This is a genomic window from Halomonas sp. KHS3, from assembly GCF_000830495.1.
GTDB lineage: Bacteria > Pseudomonadota > Gammaproteobacteria > Pseudomonadales > Halomonadaceae > Vreelandella > Vreelandella titanicae.
Genome location: NZ_JWHY01000015.1, coordinates 37,698 through 55,076, shown reverse-complemented (window position 1 = coordinate 55,076; position 17,379 = coordinate 37,698). Strand labels below are relative to the sequence as shown.

The 17,379-nt window shown below is 52.4% G+C and carries 19 protein-coding genes; 17 read left to right on the top strand and 2 right to left on the bottom strand.

All coding sequences use genetic code 11. From position 1 onward, the window contains the following. Nucleotides 1-25: 25 nt before the first annotated feature. On the bottom strand, nucleotides 26-238 hold the full coding sequence (locus tag RO22_RS22710) for a hypothetical protein (RefSeq protein ID WP_022523287.1): 213 nt from the start codon (nucleotides 236-238) through the stop codon (nucleotides 26-28). A 169-nt stretch (nucleotides 239-407) separates the two neighbouring features. On the opposite strand from RO22_RS22710, the gene RO22_RS24355 reads away from it, so the two are divergent. The 5 genes from RO22_RS24355 (at nucleotide 408) to RO22_RS22690 (ending at nucleotide 5,059) form a co-directional block, all read left to right on the top strand. Beyond that, the gene (locus RO22_RS24355) at nucleotides 408-581 is read left to right on the top strand and encodes a DUF2970 domain-containing protein (protein WP_081742603.1); all 174 of its coding nucleotides are present in this window, start codon (nucleotides 408-410) and stop codon (nucleotides 579-581) included. A 127-nt stretch (nucleotides 582-708) separates the two neighbouring features. Beyond that, nucleotides 709-1,821, top strand: a complete 1,113-nt coding sequence (coxB, locus tag RO22_RS22705; RefSeq protein ID WP_009287787.1) for a cytochrome c oxidase subunit II — start codon at nucleotides 709-711, stop codon at nucleotides 1,819-1,821. 45 nt (nucleotides 1,822-1,866) lie between these two features. Next, nucleotides 1,867-3,501, top strand: a complete 1,635-nt coding sequence (ctaD, locus tag RO22_RS22700; RefSeq protein WP_009287788.1) for a cytochrome c oxidase subunit I — start codon at nucleotides 1,867-1,869, stop codon at nucleotides 3,499-3,501. A 41-nt stretch (nucleotides 3,502-3,542) separates the two neighbouring features. After that, a complete protein-coding gene (locus RO22_RS22695; RefSeq protein ID WP_022523290.1) occupies nucleotides 3,543-4,202 on the top strand; it encodes a cytochrome c oxidase assembly protein in 660 nt (219 codons plus the stop codon). After that, on the top strand, nucleotides 4,199-5,059 hold the full coding sequence (locus RO22_RS22690) for a cytochrome c oxidase subunit 3 (protein ID WP_022523291.1): 861 nt from the start codon (nucleotides 4,199-4,201) through the stop codon (nucleotides 5,057-5,059). Before RO22_RS22695 ends, RO22_RS22690 begins: the two co-directional genes overlap by 4 nt. 5 nt (nucleotides 5,060-5,064) lie before the next feature. Here RO22_RS22690 and RO22_RS22685 read toward each other — a convergent pair whose 3' ends face one another. Further along, complete coding sequence (locus RO22_RS22685; RefSeq protein ID WP_022523292.1) at nucleotides 5,065-5,256, bottom strand: DUF2909 family protein; 192 nt, start codon at nucleotides 5,254-5,256, stop codon at nucleotides 5,065-5,067. Here RO22_RS22685 and RO22_RS22680 point away from each other — a divergent pair. The 12 genes from RO22_RS22680 to pheT all read left to right on the top strand — a co-directional run bounded on the left by RO22_RS22680 (nucleotide 5,255) and on the right by pheT (nucleotide 17,279). After that, nucleotides 5,255-5,974, top strand: coding sequence for an SURF1 family protein (locus tag RO22_RS22680; protein WP_041159466.1), 720 nt, complete (start codon nucleotides 5,255-5,257; stop codon nucleotides 5,972-5,974). The two genes, RO22_RS22685 and RO22_RS22680, sit on opposite strands and share 2 nt — an antisense overlap. 5 nt (nucleotides 5,975-5,979) lie before the next feature. Next, complete coding sequence (locus tag RO22_RS22675; protein WP_041159465.1) at nucleotides 5,980-6,489, top strand: hypothetical protein; 510 nt, start codon at nucleotides 5,980-5,982, stop codon at nucleotides 6,487-6,489. A 32-nt stretch (nucleotides 6,490-6,521) separates the two neighbouring features. Then, complete coding sequence (locus tag RO22_RS22670; protein ID WP_009287793.1) at nucleotides 6,522-7,574, top strand: COX15/CtaA family protein; 1,053 nt, start codon at nucleotides 6,522-6,524, stop codon at nucleotides 7,572-7,574. A 14-nt stretch (nucleotides 7,575-7,588) separates the two neighbouring features. Continuing rightward, complete coding sequence (gene cyoE / locus RO22_RS22665) at nucleotides 7,589-8,506, top strand: heme o synthase (protein WP_022523295.1); 918 nt, start codon at nucleotides 7,589-7,591, stop codon at nucleotides 8,504-8,506. Nucleotides 8,507-8,629: 123 nt separating this feature from the next. After that, nucleotides 8,630-9,097, top strand: coding sequence for a DUF2489 domain-containing protein (locus RO22_RS22660; protein ID WP_022523296.1), 468 nt, complete (start codon nucleotides 8,630-8,632; stop codon nucleotides 9,095-9,097). A 334-nt stretch (nucleotides 9,098-9,431) separates the two neighbouring features. Continuing rightward, nucleotides 9,432-10,301, top strand: coding sequence for an OmpA family protein (locus tag RO22_RS22655; protein WP_022523297.1), 870 nt, complete (start codon nucleotides 9,432-9,434; stop codon nucleotides 10,299-10,301). A 221-nt stretch (nucleotides 10,302-10,522) separates the two neighbouring features. Then, on the top strand, nucleotides 10,523-12,445 hold the full coding sequence (gene thrS / locus RO22_RS22650) for a threonine--tRNA ligase (protein ID WP_009287796.1): 1,923 nt from the start codon (nucleotides 10,523-10,525) through the stop codon (nucleotides 12,443-12,445). 60 nt (nucleotides 12,446-12,505) lie between these two features. After that, on the top strand, nucleotides 12,506-12,997 hold the full coding sequence (infC, locus tag RO22_RS22645; RefSeq protein ID WP_009287797.1) for a translation initiation factor IF-3: 492 nt from the start codon (nucleotides 12,506-12,508) through the stop codon (nucleotides 12,995-12,997). 82 nt (nucleotides 12,998-13,079) lie between these two features. After that, on the top strand, nucleotides 13,080-13,274 hold the full coding sequence (gene rpmI / locus RO22_RS22640; protein ID WP_027959586.1) for a 50S ribosomal protein L35: 195 nt from the start codon (nucleotides 13,080-13,082) through the stop codon (nucleotides 13,272-13,274). A 64-nt stretch (nucleotides 13,275-13,338) separates the two neighbouring features. Continuing rightward, entirely contained in the window at nucleotides 13,339-13,692 is a 354-nt protein-coding gene (gene rplT / locus RO22_RS22635) for a 50S ribosomal protein L20 (protein WP_007114344.1), read from the top strand. A 159-nt stretch (nucleotides 13,693-13,851) separates the two neighbouring features. Further along, nucleotides 13,852-14,871 carry a phenylalanine--tRNA ligase subunit alpha gene (gene pheS, locus RO22_RS22630; protein ID WP_022523299.1) on the top strand — a complete coding sequence of 340 codons (1,020 nt, stop codon included), beginning with the start codon at nucleotides 13,852-13,854 and terminating at the stop codon, nucleotides 14,869-14,871. Between the two features lie 26 nt (nucleotides 14,872-14,897). Beyond that, a complete protein-coding gene (gene pheT, locus RO22_RS22625) occupies nucleotides 14,898-17,279 on the top strand; it encodes a phenylalanine--tRNA ligase subunit beta (RefSeq protein ID WP_039859814.1) in 2,382 nt (793 codons plus the stop codon). The last annotated feature ends 100 nt before the right edge of the window (nucleotides 17,280-17,379 follow it).

Genomic DNA, 17,379 nt, shown 5'->3' with positions numbered 1-17,379 from the left:
GGTTTCGCTGCTTCGACTCCGATAATTACTCGCTGCGCTTTTCCGGGATTTCATCGGGAATGCGATAGCGCACGCCATCTACGCGTTCTTCCTCATAGCGTTGATTCTCTTCTTCAGGTACTACGCCGATGACGGTTTCCTTAGACCCATCCGGCCAAGTGTAAGTCGTGCAGCCTGCCAGCAGCAGTGGAATGATCAAAAACAGTGTGATGGGTAAGGCGAGGTGGCGCTTGAGCATAAGGCACTCCATTGGGTGGCGCTGATCCTGAGAATTGGCTGAGTATCTCACATTGAGAAACTATAGGTGGTCATTTACGTGGCTGTAAATGCTTATGTAGGTCTATGATAATAGTGGCTAACCCTTCAGCCTTAGACTGATACGAGAGCCAAAGAAAACCGGAGGTGGTATGTGGTCTGTAGTCAAGTCAGTGTTAGCAGCCCTACTAGGCGTTCAAAGTAATCAAAAGCGGGAAGAGGACTTTAGCAGTGGCAGGCCCGCAGCCTACCTCGTTACGGGGGTGGTGATCACGCTACTGTTCGTTTTGATGCTTGTTTTTTTGGCCATGTTTGCGGCCCGCTGAAAAGCGTTGATAGCGTTAAATAAGCAAAGCGTGACGAATCGCACATATTTTCTATACTGCTAATATCTAATTTCATCCTACCCTAATCTAACGATAAGAAATAACAACAATAAAACTGGAGGTCTCTATGCGTTCACGGTGGTGGCTAATGGCCGTATCCCTTGCTGCAAGTGGATCGCAGGCTCAAACGAACGGTTGGAACATGCCTGTCGGCGTTACCGATGTGAGTAGCGATATTTACGGCCTGCACATGACCATATTCTGGATATGTGTCGTGATTGGATTGGTGGTATTTGGGGCAATGTTCTACTCCCTGTTTCGCTATCGCCATTCCAAAGGTGCAAAGGCCGCCCACTTTCATGAGCACACTAGTGTGGAAGTGTTATGGACAGCTATCCCTATCTTGATCCTGGTAGGTATGGCGGTGCCCGCCACCGCAACTTTAAAAAACATGTATGACTCATCAGACGCCGAGTTGGATGTAATGATTACCGGCCAGCAGTGGCGTTGGCGCTATGAATACCTGGGGGAAGATGTGGCATTCACCTCTAATATGAGTACGCCGAGAACGCAAATCAGCGGAGAAGAAACTCGCGGAGAGCACTACCTATTAGAGGTTGATGAGCCGCTGGTGCTGCCGATAAATCGTAAAGTACGCTTTCTAATGACCTCAGATGACGTTATTCACTCTTGGTGGGTGCCGGATTTAGCGGTTAAGCAGGATACGATTCCCGGCTTTATCAATGAGAATTGGGTGAAGATCAACGAGCCGGGTATTTACCGCGGGCAGTGCGCTGAGCTGTGCGGTATCGACCACGGCTTTATGCCTGTGGTGGTGCACGCTGTGGAGGAGGAGGAGTTTGATGGCTGGCTAGCTGAGCGCAAAGAGGCTGCTGAGCAGGAAGCCATGGGGGTTGACCGTGAATGGGCAATGGATGAGCTAGTTGAGCGCGGCGAATCAGTGTATCAATCGATCTGCTCCTCTTGTCATCAGGCCGAAGGCCAAGGTTCTCCACCCGCCTTTCCCGCGTTGGCAAATAACGAACAGCTCATCAATGATGTGGATTGGCATCTAGATAGGGTCGTCAACGGTGTATCGGGTGCTGCTATGCCTGCTTTCCGTAGCACCTTAAACCCTGTTGAGATAGCGGCTGTGGTCACCTATACGCGTAACGCCTGGGGTAATGATACGGGTGATGTCGTGCAGCCCTCTGCAGTAGCTGAGTTAATTGCCCAGTGATGTTGGTTTGCCACTCAATTAGACAACAATATTTCGGAGAGACACATGGCGCCCAAACTACCTCCTCAGCCACCGCTGCAACATAGCACCACGGCCGTCGCCGATGGGCAGTCCCATGGTCATGCTGCGCCGCCGAAAGGCATTTTTCGCTGGCTACTGACCACCAATCATAAAGAGATTGGCTCCCTTTATTTGATTTTTTCGCTGACGATGTTTTTCATCGGAGGGATATTTGCCCTGGTGGTCAGGGCCGAGCTTTTCCAGCCCGGCCTGCAGCTGGTCGAGCCTGAATTTTTCAATCAGATGACCACCATGCATGGCTTGATCATGGTGTTTGGTGCGGTAATGCCTGCTTTTACCGGCTTAGCCAACTGGATGATACCGCTACAGATTGGCGCGCCAGATATGGCGTTACCTCGGTTGAATAACTTCAGTTTTTGGCTTCTTCCTGTGTCATTCACACTGCTACTTTCAACGCTACTCATGCCCGGCGGCGGCCCTAATTTTGGTTGGACGTTTTATGCACCGCTGTCGACGAATTTTGCTCCACCTTCGACAACTTTCTTTATTCTTGCGCTACATATTGCCGGTATTAGTTCTATTCTCGGTGCCATCAACATCATCGCGACCATTTTAAATATGCGTGCGCCGGGTATGCGTTTAATGGATATGCCGCTATTCGTATGGACATGGCTGATTACCGCTTTCCTATTAATTGCGGTAATGCCGGTGCTAGCGGGTGTCATCACGATGATGTTGATGGATATCAACTTTGGCACCAGCTTCTTTGATGCGGCAGGTGGTGGGGATCCGGTGTTGTTCCAGCATCTATTCTGGTTCTTTGGGCATCCCGAAGTATACATTATGATTCTGCCAGCTTTTGGTATTGTCTCAGCGATTATCCCCACCTTCGCGCGTAAGCCTTTGTTTGGTTACGCTTCCATGGTGTACGCCACTGCGGCCATTGCACTGCTGTCATTTTTAGTCTGGGCCCACCATATGTTTATAGTGGGTCTACCTTTGGTGGCAGAGTTGTTCTTTATGTATTCCACCATGCTGATCGCCGTGCCAACCGGCGTGAAGGTATTTAACTGGGTAACCACACTGTTTCGCGGCTCGATTAGTTTTGAATCGCCGATGCTGTTTGCTCTGGCTTTCGTGGTGCTGTTTACCATTGGTGGTTTTTCAGGGCTTATGTTGGCGATTGCACCGGCGGATTTTCAGTATCACGATACCTACTTCGTCGTTGCCCACTTTCACTATGTGCTAGTCCCGGGGGCAATCTTTGCGATTATGGCGGGGGTCTATTACTGGCTGCCTAAATGGACCGGGCATTACCCCAATGAGAAGCTGGCCCAGTGGCACTTCTGGTTCTCGATTATTGGTGTCAATCTAACCTTCTTCCCCATGCACTTCGCAGGCTTGGCGGGAATGCCGCGGCGGATCCCTGACTACGCCCTTCAGTTTGCGGACTTTAATTTACTCTCAAGCATCGGTGCCTTCTTCTTTGGCGCATCTCAACTGCTCTTTGTATTGGGCGTCATACTGTGCGTGCGCGGTGGCAAAAAAGCGCCAGCAAAAGCCTGGGAGGGGGCCGAGGATTTAGAATGGACGGTGCCTAGTCCAGCACCACTGCATACGTTTGAAACGCCGCCAGTGTTTCATCGTACGTCCCACTAGCAATGACATAAAGCACATGGGTCACTGGCCTAAGAGGTGTTATGGATAGCCAAGAGCAGGCAAAGGTAGGTGTGCGCCGCACGGTTATTAGAACAATCGCCGTATTGATAGGCATGTTTGGCTTTGCCTTTGCACTAGTGCCGCTTTATGACGTTTTTTGTAGCATTACTGGTATTAACGGCAAGGTGGACGCCACTGCGAAGAGCGTCGTGCACGAAGAAGTCGATGAGTCGCGCTATATAAATGTGCAATTTATCACGCGTGGTAGCCCGGGCCTGCCGTGGCAAATGAGCGTTGAAATGCGCCAGATGAGTGTGCACCCCGGGCAAATGGCGGAAGTCGATTTTACCTTCACCAATAATAGCAGTAGCGAAAGCTGGGGGAGAGCAGTGCCCAGTGTGTCTCCCTCTACTGCCACGACGCATCTACGTAAAATCAGCTGTTTCTGCTTTCAGGAGCAGCAGTTGCAGGGTAATGAGCGGTTAACCATACCGTTGGTATTCCAGCTAGCGCGTGATCTGCCCGACGATATTAATACTATTACACTGGTGTATACCCTCTACCCGATAGAGCATGTGATTCAAAATGCTGCATTGGATAATACGCTTAAGAGCAGCGCTAACAACGAGCTTGTAAACGACCCTATAAACAATCTCAGTAACACGCCTAAAAACAATAAAGCGGCGGGAGAAGCGATATGAGCAGTGGTAGCTATTATGTTCCGGCGAGTAGCCGATGGCCTGTTCTCGGCTCGGTTGCCCTAGGCGCCATGATGGTCGGCACGGGCATTAAACTCGTTTATGACACCGGGTTACCGCTGGTGTTAATCGGTGTGGTAGGCATTCTTGCGGTGATGGGGCTCTGGTTCCGTGACGTCATTAGTGAGTCTCGGGGAGGGCTTTATGATGAGCAGATGGATCGCTCATTTCGTTGGGGGATGGGCTGGTTCATTTTTTCGGAAGTAATGTTTTTTGCCGCCTTTTTTGGCGCGCTGTTTTACGTACGCATGTTTGCTATTCCATGGTTAGGGGGAGAGGGGGCAAAAGGTGTTTCCGCATTACTATGGCCTGACTTTGTCGCCACTTGGCCGTTGTTGAATCCACCGGACTCATCCATTGCCGGCCCTGAACAAGTCTTTAGCCCGTGGCAACTGCCTCTCGTCAACACGCTGATTTTGATAACTTCCAGCATCACGCTCACCGTTGCTCACGAAGCTTTAAAAGTGGGTGACCGGAAGACTTGCCGCAACTGGCTAACGGGAACGGTGCTATTGGGTTGCTGCTTTATCATGATCCAGGGTGTCGAATACTACGAGGCCTACGCCCATTATGGCATTACCTTGGAAGCCGGAATTTTCGGGGCAACATTCTTTATTTTGACCGGCTTTCATGGTGTGCACGTGATTATCGGCACGCTGATTTTAGCCACCATGCTGGTACGCATTATCAAGGGCCACTTTGGCGACGAAAACCATTTTGGTTTTGAAGCCTCTTGCTGGTACTGGCACTTTGTTGATGTGGTGTGGGTTGGGCTGTTTATTTTTGTCTACGTCTTATAACCGCATTAGCCTAACTGGCCCGACCAATAGCCGAAAATAATGAGGGCCATGAGCAGACAGGCTAATCCAATTCTCCATTTGAGAGAGAGTAGTAGGCGGCGGGAAGAGACGTTATCTCTAATCAGGAAAATGGCGCCTACGGCCAAGCTGATAACCATCGCAATAAACACGGCGGCAATGAGTAGTTGTAACCACATGATGAATCCCTCTCGGCAATGGCGTTTTTATAGTTGGTATCTGTTTTGGAGTTTGCTGGTGGCGTTAGGTATTAGTTTAGGACTATGGCAGTGGGAACGGGCAGATGACAAGCGGTTGGCCATCGCCGTTCGCGATGCAGCCCCTACCTTAGTGCAGCCTACCGAGCAGCCAGCGCAAGGCGCCCAGGTAACGTTGCGTGGGCAGTATTTGGCGGAGCAAACGCTCTATTTGGATAATCGCGTTGTAGACGGAAGAGTGGGGGTGGCCGTACTAACCCCGCTGCGTGATAGTTTCGGGCAGCTTTGGCTGGTACAGCGTGGCTTTTTAGCCACCGGGCCGCGTCGCGAAACGCCGCAGACAACCACACCCAGCGGTACGGTCGAAGTGATTGGCGAGTGGCAGGAGGTACAGTCTGGCGGGCCGCTATATGGGGAAAATAGAGAAGGGGCAAGGCTGCAGCAGCTTAGCCTTGAACCCTGGCACGCTTCGCTAGGCGCGTTTAGTTACCCAGGCTGGTTGCACGCCAGCGAAGGCGATGGGGTCTTAATCCCATGGTGGGAAGCCAATGTGATGCCGCCCAGTCGGCATATGGGCTATGCCTTTCAATGGTGGGGGCTGGCACTGGCGGCCTTGATGGTGATGTTTATTGGCGGATATAAACTGCGTCGCGATGGCGCTGATAAAAAAGCTTTAGTTAATAAAAATAAACAGAGGTGAAAAGTATGCAGGACGCCAGACATATTCGCCGTCAGCGGCTCAAGTTAATCCTTATTTTTGTCGTTTTTGCGGCGCCCATGGTCGCTGCTTGGGGAATGGTCGAGTTACGCATCGGTATTCCCGATCGCTATACTGCTCACGGAAATGTGGAGCTGGAATTGCCCATGCTTGACGAGTGGCCTTTAACAATAGCTGCGGTCAATAGCCAAGAGGAGTGGGTCTTGGCCTTTGACTGCTCTCAGCAGTGTGAGCAGCGTAAGGATGAGTTGTGGCGTTTACACCGTGCTTTAGGGCGCGAAGCGCCGAGGTTAACTCGCTTACGGATTGGTGGGGATCCCGAATCGCTGCCAGGAGAAATGACCAGCGAATGGCAGCACTTACCTCCGTGGCGTCAAGCCAACTCGGCTTGGCTGCTTGATCCAATGGGGCGACCAGCACTGGCCTTTGAGGCCAACGTAGCCACTGAGGATGTGCTCGAGGATATCCAGCATCTACTTAAAGTGAATCCTCAATAAAGCGCGCTAGCCTCTGCTGTTAAGGAAACGCCATGCACGATTCATTTGAGCGCCGCTTGCGCTGGTTAGTGCGATTAACGCTGGTAGGTACTCTATTTACTGCCGTAGTGATGCTGGTAGGCGCCTGGACGCGTTTAGTCGATGCTGGTTTAGGCTGCCCTGACTGGCCGGGTTGCTACGGCAAGCTATTAGTTCCTGATAATGATCTTGCCACGCTTCATCATCCCGATGTCCCGTTGGAGCCCTTTAAAGCGTGGGTAGAAATGGTACATCGCTATATCGCGACGCTGCTGGGATTGGTGATCGTTAGCGTTGTAGCCTTGGGCTGGCCGTTGCGTCATCGTCGCGATTACCCATGGCACCTAAGCTTGATGCTGCTGGTGGTTATTTTGCTCCAGGGCGCCTTTGGTGCCTTCACCGTTACGCTCAAGTTATGGCCTCAAGTCGTTACCCTTCACCTCCTGGGCGGGTTGAGTGTGCTGCTGCTGCTCTTTTGGCTGCATCTTCGCTTACGCCTCGCTGTGGCGCCAAAGCCAACAAGTGAGCCTCGGCGAGTGAATGCGTGGTGGGGTATTGCGGCATGTTTGCTGGTAGTGCAATTGGCTCTAGGTGGGTGGGTGTCCAGCAATTATGCCGGTATTGCCTGCCAAGGTTTTCCTACTTGTAATGGCCAGTGGATGCCCGCGATGGATATCAGCGAGGGCTTCCATCTTACCCAGACCGTGGGGCCCAATTACCTACATGGGCATTTACATGCCGATGCACGTACCGCGATTCAAGTGGTACATCGCCTGGGGGCATTGTTGCTTGGTGTCGGGCTAATAGTGCTCTGGTGGCGTTATCGACAGTGGCAGAATGTGGTAAGGCCGCTAGCGATTGTCGTCGGTTTGTATGTGCTGCAGGCTGCATTGGGGGTGGCCAATGTGGTGCTTTGGTTGCCGCTTTGGCTGGCGCTACTGCACACAGCGGGCGCCATTGCGTTGGCCGTTGGGCTCGTTTGGGCCTGGTGGCGTTGGCGCTATCATGAGGCTGGCGTTTACTCAACGACGACTCATTCACCTTATAACAACGTTATCGTTCAATAAAAGGGAAGCATGCCATGCGAAATATAACAATGACGCTACCCACGGCAGTGCCTTCTATGGTGTGGGGCTGGAAAGAGCTCCTTGGTCTGTGCAAGATGAAAGTTGTTGCCGTTATGTTGGTGTGTGCTGCCGTAGGAATGGCGTTAGCAACCCCGGGCCTACCACCATTGACGAACGTAGTCCTTGGGCTAGCCGGTATCGGCTTGGCCTCTTGCGGTGCGGCGGCTTTTAACCATGTCATCGACCGCCACTTGGACGCGGTAATGACACGAACGTCTCGTCGTCCTTTGGCAAGTAAACGTCTACCCGTGGCAATCGCTCTAGGTTGGGCGTGCTTGCTTTCAGTCGCGGGTGTGGCGCTATTGGTGTGGCAGGTTAACCATTTAACGGCTGCGCTAACCTTTGCCTCCCTAATTGGTTATGCGCTGATTTATACCGCTTTTTTAAAGCGGGCGACACCACAAAATATCGTCATTGGAGGCGTTGCTGGCGCTGCGCCGCCACTGCTGGGGTGGGTCGCTATTACTGGGCAAATTACCCCCGAGCCTTTGCTTTTAATGCTGATTATTTTTGCCTGGACGCCGCCCCATTTTTGGGCGCTGGCCATTCACAAGCGCGATGATTATGCCCGGGCTGGTATCCCCATGCTGCCCGTTACCCACGGCATTCCTTTTACGCGGCTGCAAATTTGGCTGTATGGGTGGTTAACGGTGTTAGCCACCTTACTGCCGGTGATGATAGGCATGAGCGGCGCGCTCTACCTAGTGGTCGTGCTGTGCCTGAATGCGCGCTTCATGGTGTGGAATTGGCGAGTGTGGCGTGGTCAGGATCCTGCTGCTCCTATCGGCGCATTCTGGTTCTCAATTCGCTATTTATTAGGTGTTTTTGGGGCGCTATTACTTGATCACTACGCTGCGGCGCTTGCTTGGTGATCCAAACAAGAGTTGGACAGCTATGCAGTCAGAAGAGAAGCAAGCCTAGATGCTATTGGCAGAATAGTGGTATAAGGGTGTACAATTTTCGTCAAGCAATTTATCCGCTGAATGAGGAGTTTCATGAGCTCAACGGTAGCGCTGGTATTACTCGCCGTGGCGATTGCAGTCATTGTAGGGTTGTGTTTCTACGCATGGTCGTTACGCAAAGAGGTGAGTCGTCGAGAAGCTTATCGTCGCGATGAAGACGCTCGCGCCCAACAAAATAGCTTAGAAAACCTCGATTATGTAGCAAGCGCACTGGTTCAGGAGCAGGTCGATATTACCGAAGGCGCCTGGCGGTGCAAGGTGTTACTGGAAATCATTGATCCTAGTTTAACGGAACGAACTGAATTTAAGGCATTTGCCGAGCACTACAGCCGCACTCAACACCTGAATACCCATACCGCTCGTCAACAGTTGTCCCCCCGAGAGCGTATGCAGGAAGACAAAGAGCGGCTGATGGTAGAAAATGATATGCGCGATGCCGTATTGGAGGCAGCTCGGGCAGTGCTGAAATGGCGTGCCCAAGGCAGAAAAGCGCTGCATTAATGACAGGTTTTGAGCGGTTTAAACCGCCCAAAAGCATAGCAAGCTAATTTTTAGTGCCCATTGCGGCAATTTTGCTATGCTGAAGGATGTCGGTATTGGCAAGAAGTTGATATCTTGGCATTGTTGCCTTCCTGCGCTTAAGCGTGAATGATAGGCACATCGCTCTATATCGACTGGGTGTTGAGTAATTAGTACGTGATTATTGGTACTGGTAGCTTGATACTATCAACAGCGATATGGAGCAGGCGAAAAATGGATGCTCTCGCAATAAGAAGCATTGGATAGATTTGGTCACTTATGGCCATTTCAGCATTGGATCAAGAAGGAGTCTTGCATGAAAAAATCAACGACTGGCTTGCTCATCGGTTCCGCACTGGTAGTAGGTCTATCTGGCTGTGCCAGCTCGGCCTCACAGTCTTCCGGCCAAGCAAGCGCTAGCAGCGACCGCAGCTGGTACCAGCACCCTGCGGTATGTGGTCTGGCAGGCGGCGTTATCGGTGGCAGCATTGGCTACGCCACCAGCAGTAGTTCTGATGAAGAGAGCGGTGCTGCTACTGGTGCCGCAGCTGGTGCTGCTATCGGCGGTCTGCTATGTGCTGATCGTACGCCTGAGCCGGTTGCACCTCAGTGCCCGAGCTATGGCGAAGTGCCTGCTGGTGTCGCAGTTGACGCCGAGGGATGCCCGTTAGATTCTGACGGTGATGGCGTGCCGGACTACCGCGATCAGTGCCCAGGCACTCCCGCTGGCGTTGAAGTTAATGCCAACGGTTGCCCGCTTGACTCCGATAACGACGGTGTGCCCGATTACCGTGATCAGTGCCCGAACACTCCTGCTGGTGTAGAAGTGAACGCCCTGGGTTGCCCGGATAGCGTAGTTCTGGAAGATGTTAACTTCGAGTTTGATTCTGCTCAGTTAACCTCTAACGCTCAGAGCGTGCTTAACGGTGTTGCAGAGCGCTTGGTCAGCAACCCTGATGTTCGCGTAAGCATCGAAGGCCACACTGATTCACGCGGTTCTGACGAGTACAACAAAAACTTGTCACAAGAGCGTGCTCAATCTGTTGCTAACTACTTGGCGAGCCGTGGCGTAGAAGCTAACCGCATGCGTGCGGTAGGTTACGGTGAAGAGCGTCCGGTCGCCTCTAACGAGACTGAAGAAGGTCGCTTCCAGAACCGTCGCGTTGAACTGGATGAGTGGAACTAAGTTCACTTATCATCTGAGGTTTGCGGTTTGGTTATAAAGTGCTAGCGGCAATCCACAGGTAAAGAAACGGGAGGCTTATGCCTCCCGTTTTTATTTTAAGCGGTCGGCAAGTCTGCTAGTCTTGCTGCTGTTTTATGTTGGTACATTTACACCTCTCCCAAGACCATTGATAGCGATATGTGATCCTTGGTATGGATCACCACTGCGCTCAAGGAATCTGAATGCCTATTGTTACTCTGCCTGACGGCAGTCAAAAGACGTTTGAAGCACCGCTAACCATTATGCAGCTCGCAGAATCCATTGGCCCTGGTTTGGCTAAGGCCTGTATCGCTGGAAAGATCGATGGTGTGCTGGTAGATGCCGCTGACCTGATCGAGCAAGACGCAACGGTGGCGATAATTACTGCCCGTGACGCTGAAGGGCTGGAAATTATTCGCCACTCCTGCGCTCACCTCATTGGTCATGCGGTTAAGCAGATGTACCCCGAGGCCAAAATGGCCATCGGGCCAGTTATTGAAGATGGTTTCTACTACGATATTGAGTTTGGTCAATCTGTCACACCGGAAGACCTGGAAGCCATCGAAGCGCGTATGCAGTCACTGATAGAGCGTGAGTACGATGTGGTACGCGAGTATGTTGATCGTGACCAGGCAATGCTGACTTTTTTACACCGCGATGAACCTTATAAGCAGGAAATTGTTCGCGATATTCCCGATGACGCGACCATCCGGCTTTATCATCACGAAGAATACACCGATATGTGCCGCGGGCCTCATGTGCCAAATACCCGCCACTTAAAAGCCTTTAAGTTGACCAAGTTGGCCGGTGCTTATTGGCGCGGTGACGCTGCAAATACTATGTTGACGCGTATCTACGGCACCGCGTGGGGTGATAAAAAACAGCTGAAGGCTTACGTCAAACGTCTCGAAGAGGCGGAGAAACGCGATCACCGTAAGTTGGCGCGTCGGTTGGATCTCTTCCACATGCAGGAAGAGGCGCCGGGGATGATATTCTGGCATCCAAACGGCTGGGCGCTATGGCAGCAGATCGAACAATATATGCGGGGCGTCTATAAAGAGGGTGGTTATCAAGAAATACGCTGTCCTCAGATTATGGACGTATCGCTTTGGAAAAAATCAGGGCACTGGGATAACTACGCGGACGGCATGTTCTTTACTGAATCCGAAAAGCGTGAGTATGCTCTTAAGCCGATGAACTGCCCTGGACATGTTCAGGTGTTTAATTCTGGTTTGCGTAGCTATCGCGAATTGCCCGTTCGTTTTGGTGAGTTTGGTGGATGCCACCGTAACGAGCCTTCAGGTGCTTTACACGGCATTATGCGTGTGCGGGCATTTACGCAAGATGATGGCCATGTTTTCTGTACTGAAGCTCAAGTTGAGCCTGAAGTGACTGATTTTCATCGCCAAGCGCTAAAGGTGTATAGTGATTTCGGCTTTGAAGATATAGCTATTAAAATTGCTCTTCGCCCGGAAAAGCGCATTGGAAGTGATGAGGTTTGGGATCGGGCAGAAGATGCGCTGCGTAGCGCATTGAAAACTTGTGGCGTCGAGTGGCAGGAACTTCCTGGCGAAGGCGCGTTCTACGGCCCCAAGATTGAATATCATATGAAAGACTGTCTGGGGCGTGAATGGCAGGTCGGCACTATGCAGGTCGATTTTATGATGCCAGAGCGGCTTGGGGCTCAGTATGTGACTGAAGAAGGTCAGCGTAAGTCGCCGGTAATGCTGCATCGTGCTATTGTAGGCTCCATGGAGCGCTTCATTGGCATCTTGATTGAACATTATGCGGGCGCTATGCCATTATGGCTTGCGCCTCAGCAGGCGGTTGTCATGACTATCACCGATTCGCAGCGTGAATATGCGCTTGAATTGGAGAAACGTCTGCAAAAAAGTGGCTTGCGTGTTAAAGCGGACTTGAGGAACGAGAAGATCGGCTTTAAAATCCGTGAGCATACATTACAGAAAGTTCCCTATCTCCTTGTGGTGGGAGATAAGGAAGTCGAAGCTGACTCAGTGGCCGTGCGAACACGCAGCGGCGAAAACCTCGGTACAATGACGGTCGATGAATTTATTGAACGCCATACTGCCGAGAGAGCAGCCCTGGCGACATCGTCAATGGCCTAAGGAGACGGAACGATCAAGAGAAGCAACCAGCGCGGGCGTCCAGCAGACAAACGCCCACCAATGAACGAGCGAATTGTCGAAGAAGAAGTACGCCTTATTGGTAGCGACGGTGAGCAGTTGGGCGTTGTGCCCACCACCGAAGCGCTAGAGCGTGCTGAATCTGAAAGCTTAGATCTCGTGCAAATTTCGAATGCCGATCCCATCGTCTGTAAGATTATGGATTACGGCAAATTCGTTTTTGAGACCAAGAAGCAGAAAGCGGCTCAAAAGAAGAAGCAGAAGCAAATCCAGGTTAAGGAAGTCAAATTCCGTCCTGGCACCGATGAAGGCGATTATCAGGTCAAGCTTAAAAACCTGACGCGCTTTTTGGAAGGTGGTGACAAGGGCAAAGTCACACTGCGCTTCCGTGGTCGTGAAATGGCGCACCAGGATATCGGCCGTAAGCTGATGGAAAGGATCGCGGCAGACCTGGAAGAGATCGGAGTGGTAGAGGCCTTTCCTAAAATGGAAGGCCGCCAGATGATCATGATTATTGCCCCGAAAAAGAAGTGATCCAACGGCGATGTCAACGGGCCACCGTTAAACCGGTGGTCGGCCCTGGGTTTTCTAAAAAATATCGAGCGGAGTTTTCCTCATGCCGAAAATCAAAAGCAACAGCGGCGCTGCCAAGCGCTTCAAGAAGACTGCTAATGGCTTTAAGCACAAGCAGTCTCACCGTAGCCACATCTTGACCAAGAAATCGACCAAGCGTAAGCGTCAATTGCGTGGAATGAAGCAGATCCACGCGTCTGATAAAGCGCTCATCCAGCGTATGCTGCCGAATCTATAAGTCGGGTTTTCGTTTTTCTGAGTGCACAATTTTTTTGCCTCAGCCTTAAAGTCAGGAGTGTGTTATGACTCGAGTTAAACGTGGCGTAGTAGCGCGTCGTCGCCATAAAAAAGTATTGAAGCTTGCCAAAGGTTACTACGGTGCCCGTTCACGCGTTTTCCGTGTTGCCAAGCAAGCTGTAATCAAAGCTGGTCAGTACGCTTACCGTGACCGTCGCAATCGTAAGCGCCAGTTCCGCGCGCTATGGATCCAGCGTATTAACGCTGGTGCGCGTGTTAACGGTATGTCTTACAGCCGCTTTGTTGGCGGTCTTAAGAAAGCCGGTATCGAAATCGACCGTAAAGTATTGGCCGATTTGGCAGTACACGAGAAGGCTGCATTTGCTGCCATCGTGGAAAAAGCCAAGGCTGCCCAATAAGGTAATATGCATAGGGCTTGTGCCCGTGTTACGTGCCTGAGGTCATTTCAGAGTGACCCATCCAGGGGAAGAGCAGCCGCTCTTCCCCTGTTTTTTTGTCACCTTCAACGTGCCACGCCATCTTCACGGATGGACACCGCTTAATTCGGAGTGAAACGGATGGATCACCTTCCTACTCTGGTATCTGAGGCTCGCGACGCCATTCAGGCTGCGCAGAGTGTCGCCGCACTAGACGAGTTACGAGTACGCTACTTAGGTAAGAAAGGTGAGGTAACTGCCTTGCTGAAGGGCCTGGGGAAGCTGTCAGCCGAAGAACGCCCGGCAGCAGGCGAGCGTATTAATCAAGCCAAGCAAACGCTGGCCGACGAAATTGATGCTAAGCGCGAACAGCTTGAAAGTGAGGCGCTGAATGCCCGTTTGGCCGCTGAAAGTATCGATGTCACATTGCCAGGGCGTGGTCAGGCCAGCGGTGGGTTGCATCCCGTCACGCGTACGCTTGAGCGCATAGAGGGGCTGTTCACACGTATTGGTTATGACGTGGCGGTAGGGCCTGAAATTGAAGACGATTATCACAACTTCGAAGCCCTCAACATTCCCGCGCACCATCCCGCTCGCGGTATGGCTGATACCTTCTATTTTGACGCCACGCGCTTGCTGCGTACTCACACCTCGCCGGTGCAAGTGCGTACTATGAAAAGTAGTGAGCCACCTATCCGTATCGTTTGCCCGGGGCGGGTCTATCGCAGCGATTCAGATTTGACTCACACCCCCATGTTCCACCAAGTGGAGGGCTTGCTGGTCGATGAGGGGGTTAGCTTTGCCGACCTTAAAGGAACGATCGAAGACTTTCTGCAGGCATTTTTTGAGCGCGACGACCTTTCGGTGCGTTTCCGTCCATCCTACTTTCCATTCACTGAGCCCTCCGCCGAAGTGGATATTCAGTGTGTGATGTGTAGTGGATCAGGTTGTCGTGTCTGTTCCCACAGCGGCTGGCTGGAAGTGATGGGATGCGGCATGGTGCATCCTGAAGTCTTTCGTCACTCGGGTATTGATACCGAGCGCTATACCGGTTTTGCCTTCGGAATGGGGGCTGAGCGTTTGGCAATGCTGCGCTACGGCGTGAATGATTTACGCCTGTTCTTTGAAAACGATCTGCGTTTTTTACGTCAATTCGCTTAAGACCGCCGCCGAATACAGGATCAACGATGAAATTTTCAGAACAGTGGCTGCGTGAGTGGGTTTCGCCGCAGCTTGAAACGCAGGCAATGGCCGACCAAATCACCATGGCGGGCTTGGAAGTCGACGCTATTGAGCCGGTAGCCGCCGCATTCAGCGGTGTAGTGGTGGCTGAGGTGCTGAGTAAAGAGAAGCACCCTGACGCGGATAAGCTCAATGTGTGCACCGTTGATGACGGTAGTGGCGAGCCTGTGCAGGTTGTCTGCGGTGCACCCAATGTTGATGTTGGTCAGAAGATCCCCTTTGCCCAGGTGGGTGGCGTGCTGCCAGGTGATTTTAAAATCAAAAAAGCCAAGCTACGCGGCGTTGAATCGCGCGGGATGATTTGTTCTGCATCGGAGCTGGGGCTTGAAGAAGAGACCTCGCCCGGCATCCTGGTGCTGTCGTCATCTGCGCCGGTGGGGGGCGATTTCAGAGAGTTCATGCATCTTAATGACATGACGATTGAGGTCGATCTGACGCCCAACCGGGGAGACTGCCTGAGTATTAAGGGGATGGCGCGAGAGGTCGGCGTGCTTAACCGTTTGCCGGTTAACGGGCCCGTAATCGCACCGGTGGCCGCGGAGGTTGAGGATAGCTTCGCGGTGAGCGTAGAGGCACCAGAGCAGTGCCCGCGCTATATTGGTCGCGTAATCAAGGGCGTTAATGTTAAGGCTGAAACACCGCTGTGGATGGTAGAACGTCTTCGCCGCAGTGGCGTGCGCTCGATTGACCCAGTGGTGGATATTACCAACTACGTCATGCTGGAATTGGGCCAGCCGATGCACGCCTTTGACCGCCACAACCTGCAAGAGGGCATAGTGGTTCGCATGGCCAAGCCGGGCGAACGGCTAACACTGCTTGATGGTAGTGATATGGCGCTGCGCCCCGAAACGTTGATCATTGCCGACAGCTCAGGCCCGCTAGCCATGGCAGGTGTGATGGGTGGGGAAAACTCCGGCGTTAATGAAAATACCCAGACTATTTTCCTTGAATCAGCGTTCTTCACTCCGCTTGCCATTGCGGGGCAGGCGCGCTCCTACGGGCTACACACAGATGCATCGCACCGTTTTGAGCGCGGCGTCGATCCGCAATTGACACCAGTTGCCGTTGAGCGCGCCACACAGCTTTTGATTGATATCTGCGGCGGCCAAGCAGGGCCTCTTGTTGAAGCGCAAAGTGCTGAGCGTATGCCTGCTGAGCGCGCTATTTTCTTGCGCAGTGAACGGTTAGAAAAAGCGCTTTCCAAGGCTCTCGATAGTGATGATGTAACTGATATCTTGCAACGCCTAGGGCTTGAAGTCAGCGTGCAGGATGCCGGCTGGGCAGTCACTGCGCCGAGTTGGCGTTTTGATCTGGCCATCGAAGAGGATCTCATCGAAGAAGTAGCGCGTATCCATGGCTACAATAATTTGCCGGTGCGCCGGCCGGCGGCACGCTTGGCGCTCCGTTCAGCAGACGAGGCAACGCTTACCCAGGCACGGCTGCGCCGCCAGATGGTTGCCCGCGGCTTCCAAGAGGCGATTACCTACAGCTTTGTGGCTCCTGAGCTGCAAGCGACCATGCTGCCCGATGCTGTAAGCCCCGCGCTAGCTAACCCTATCTCGGCTGATTTGTCGGTGATGCGTGCTAGTTTGTTTCCCGGCTTGGTGCGCGCCATGGAGTATAATCTTAACCGTCAGCAAACCCGCGTGCGGCTGTTTGAAACCGGGCTGGTTTTCAACGGCGAACTGGATGAGTTGTCACAAGTCCCGATGCTTGGTGCTCTGGTCTGTGGTGCGCGGGAAGCAGAGGGCTGGAGTGATGCGAAAGGGCGGGTGGATTTCTACGATCTAAAGGGCGATTTGGAGAGTGTCCTGGCCTTGGGCGGTGACGCTGACGCATGGCGCTTTGAGCCTGCAGAGCACCCGGCCCTTCATCCGGGGCAGTGTGCGCAGCTGCTGCATCGTGGAGAGCCTGCGGGTTGGATCGGTACCCTGCACCCTCAGGTGCGCGCAACGCTTGGCTTGAAGATGGATGCGGTGCTCTTCGAAGTGCGTCTGGATGCGCTTAGCCAAGGCCGTATTCCTGCCTTTGAACCGTTATCACGCTTTCCTGAGGTGCGCCGTGATTTGGCGTTTATACTCAAAGAGGCGACTCCTGTGCAGGCGCTGTTGGATTGCGCCAAGCAGCAAGCAGGTGAGTATCTGCAAGATATCAAGCTATTTGACGTCTATTCAGGTAAAGGTGTGGCCGAAGAGCACAAGAGTATTGCTTTGGGCTTGACCTGGCAGCATCCATCGCGCACGCTAAACGACGAGGAAATCAATCAGTTGGTTGATTCAATTGTGACACAAGTGCGTGTCAAGTTAGATGCTGAGCTGCGCGGCTAATTAAGTAGCTATGTGAGTGCCTGGGCTACGCCACGATGCTTATCACGTTCTTGGCAATGCGTTTGCTACTGTACGTTTGGTACAGAGCGTTTGTTGCTGT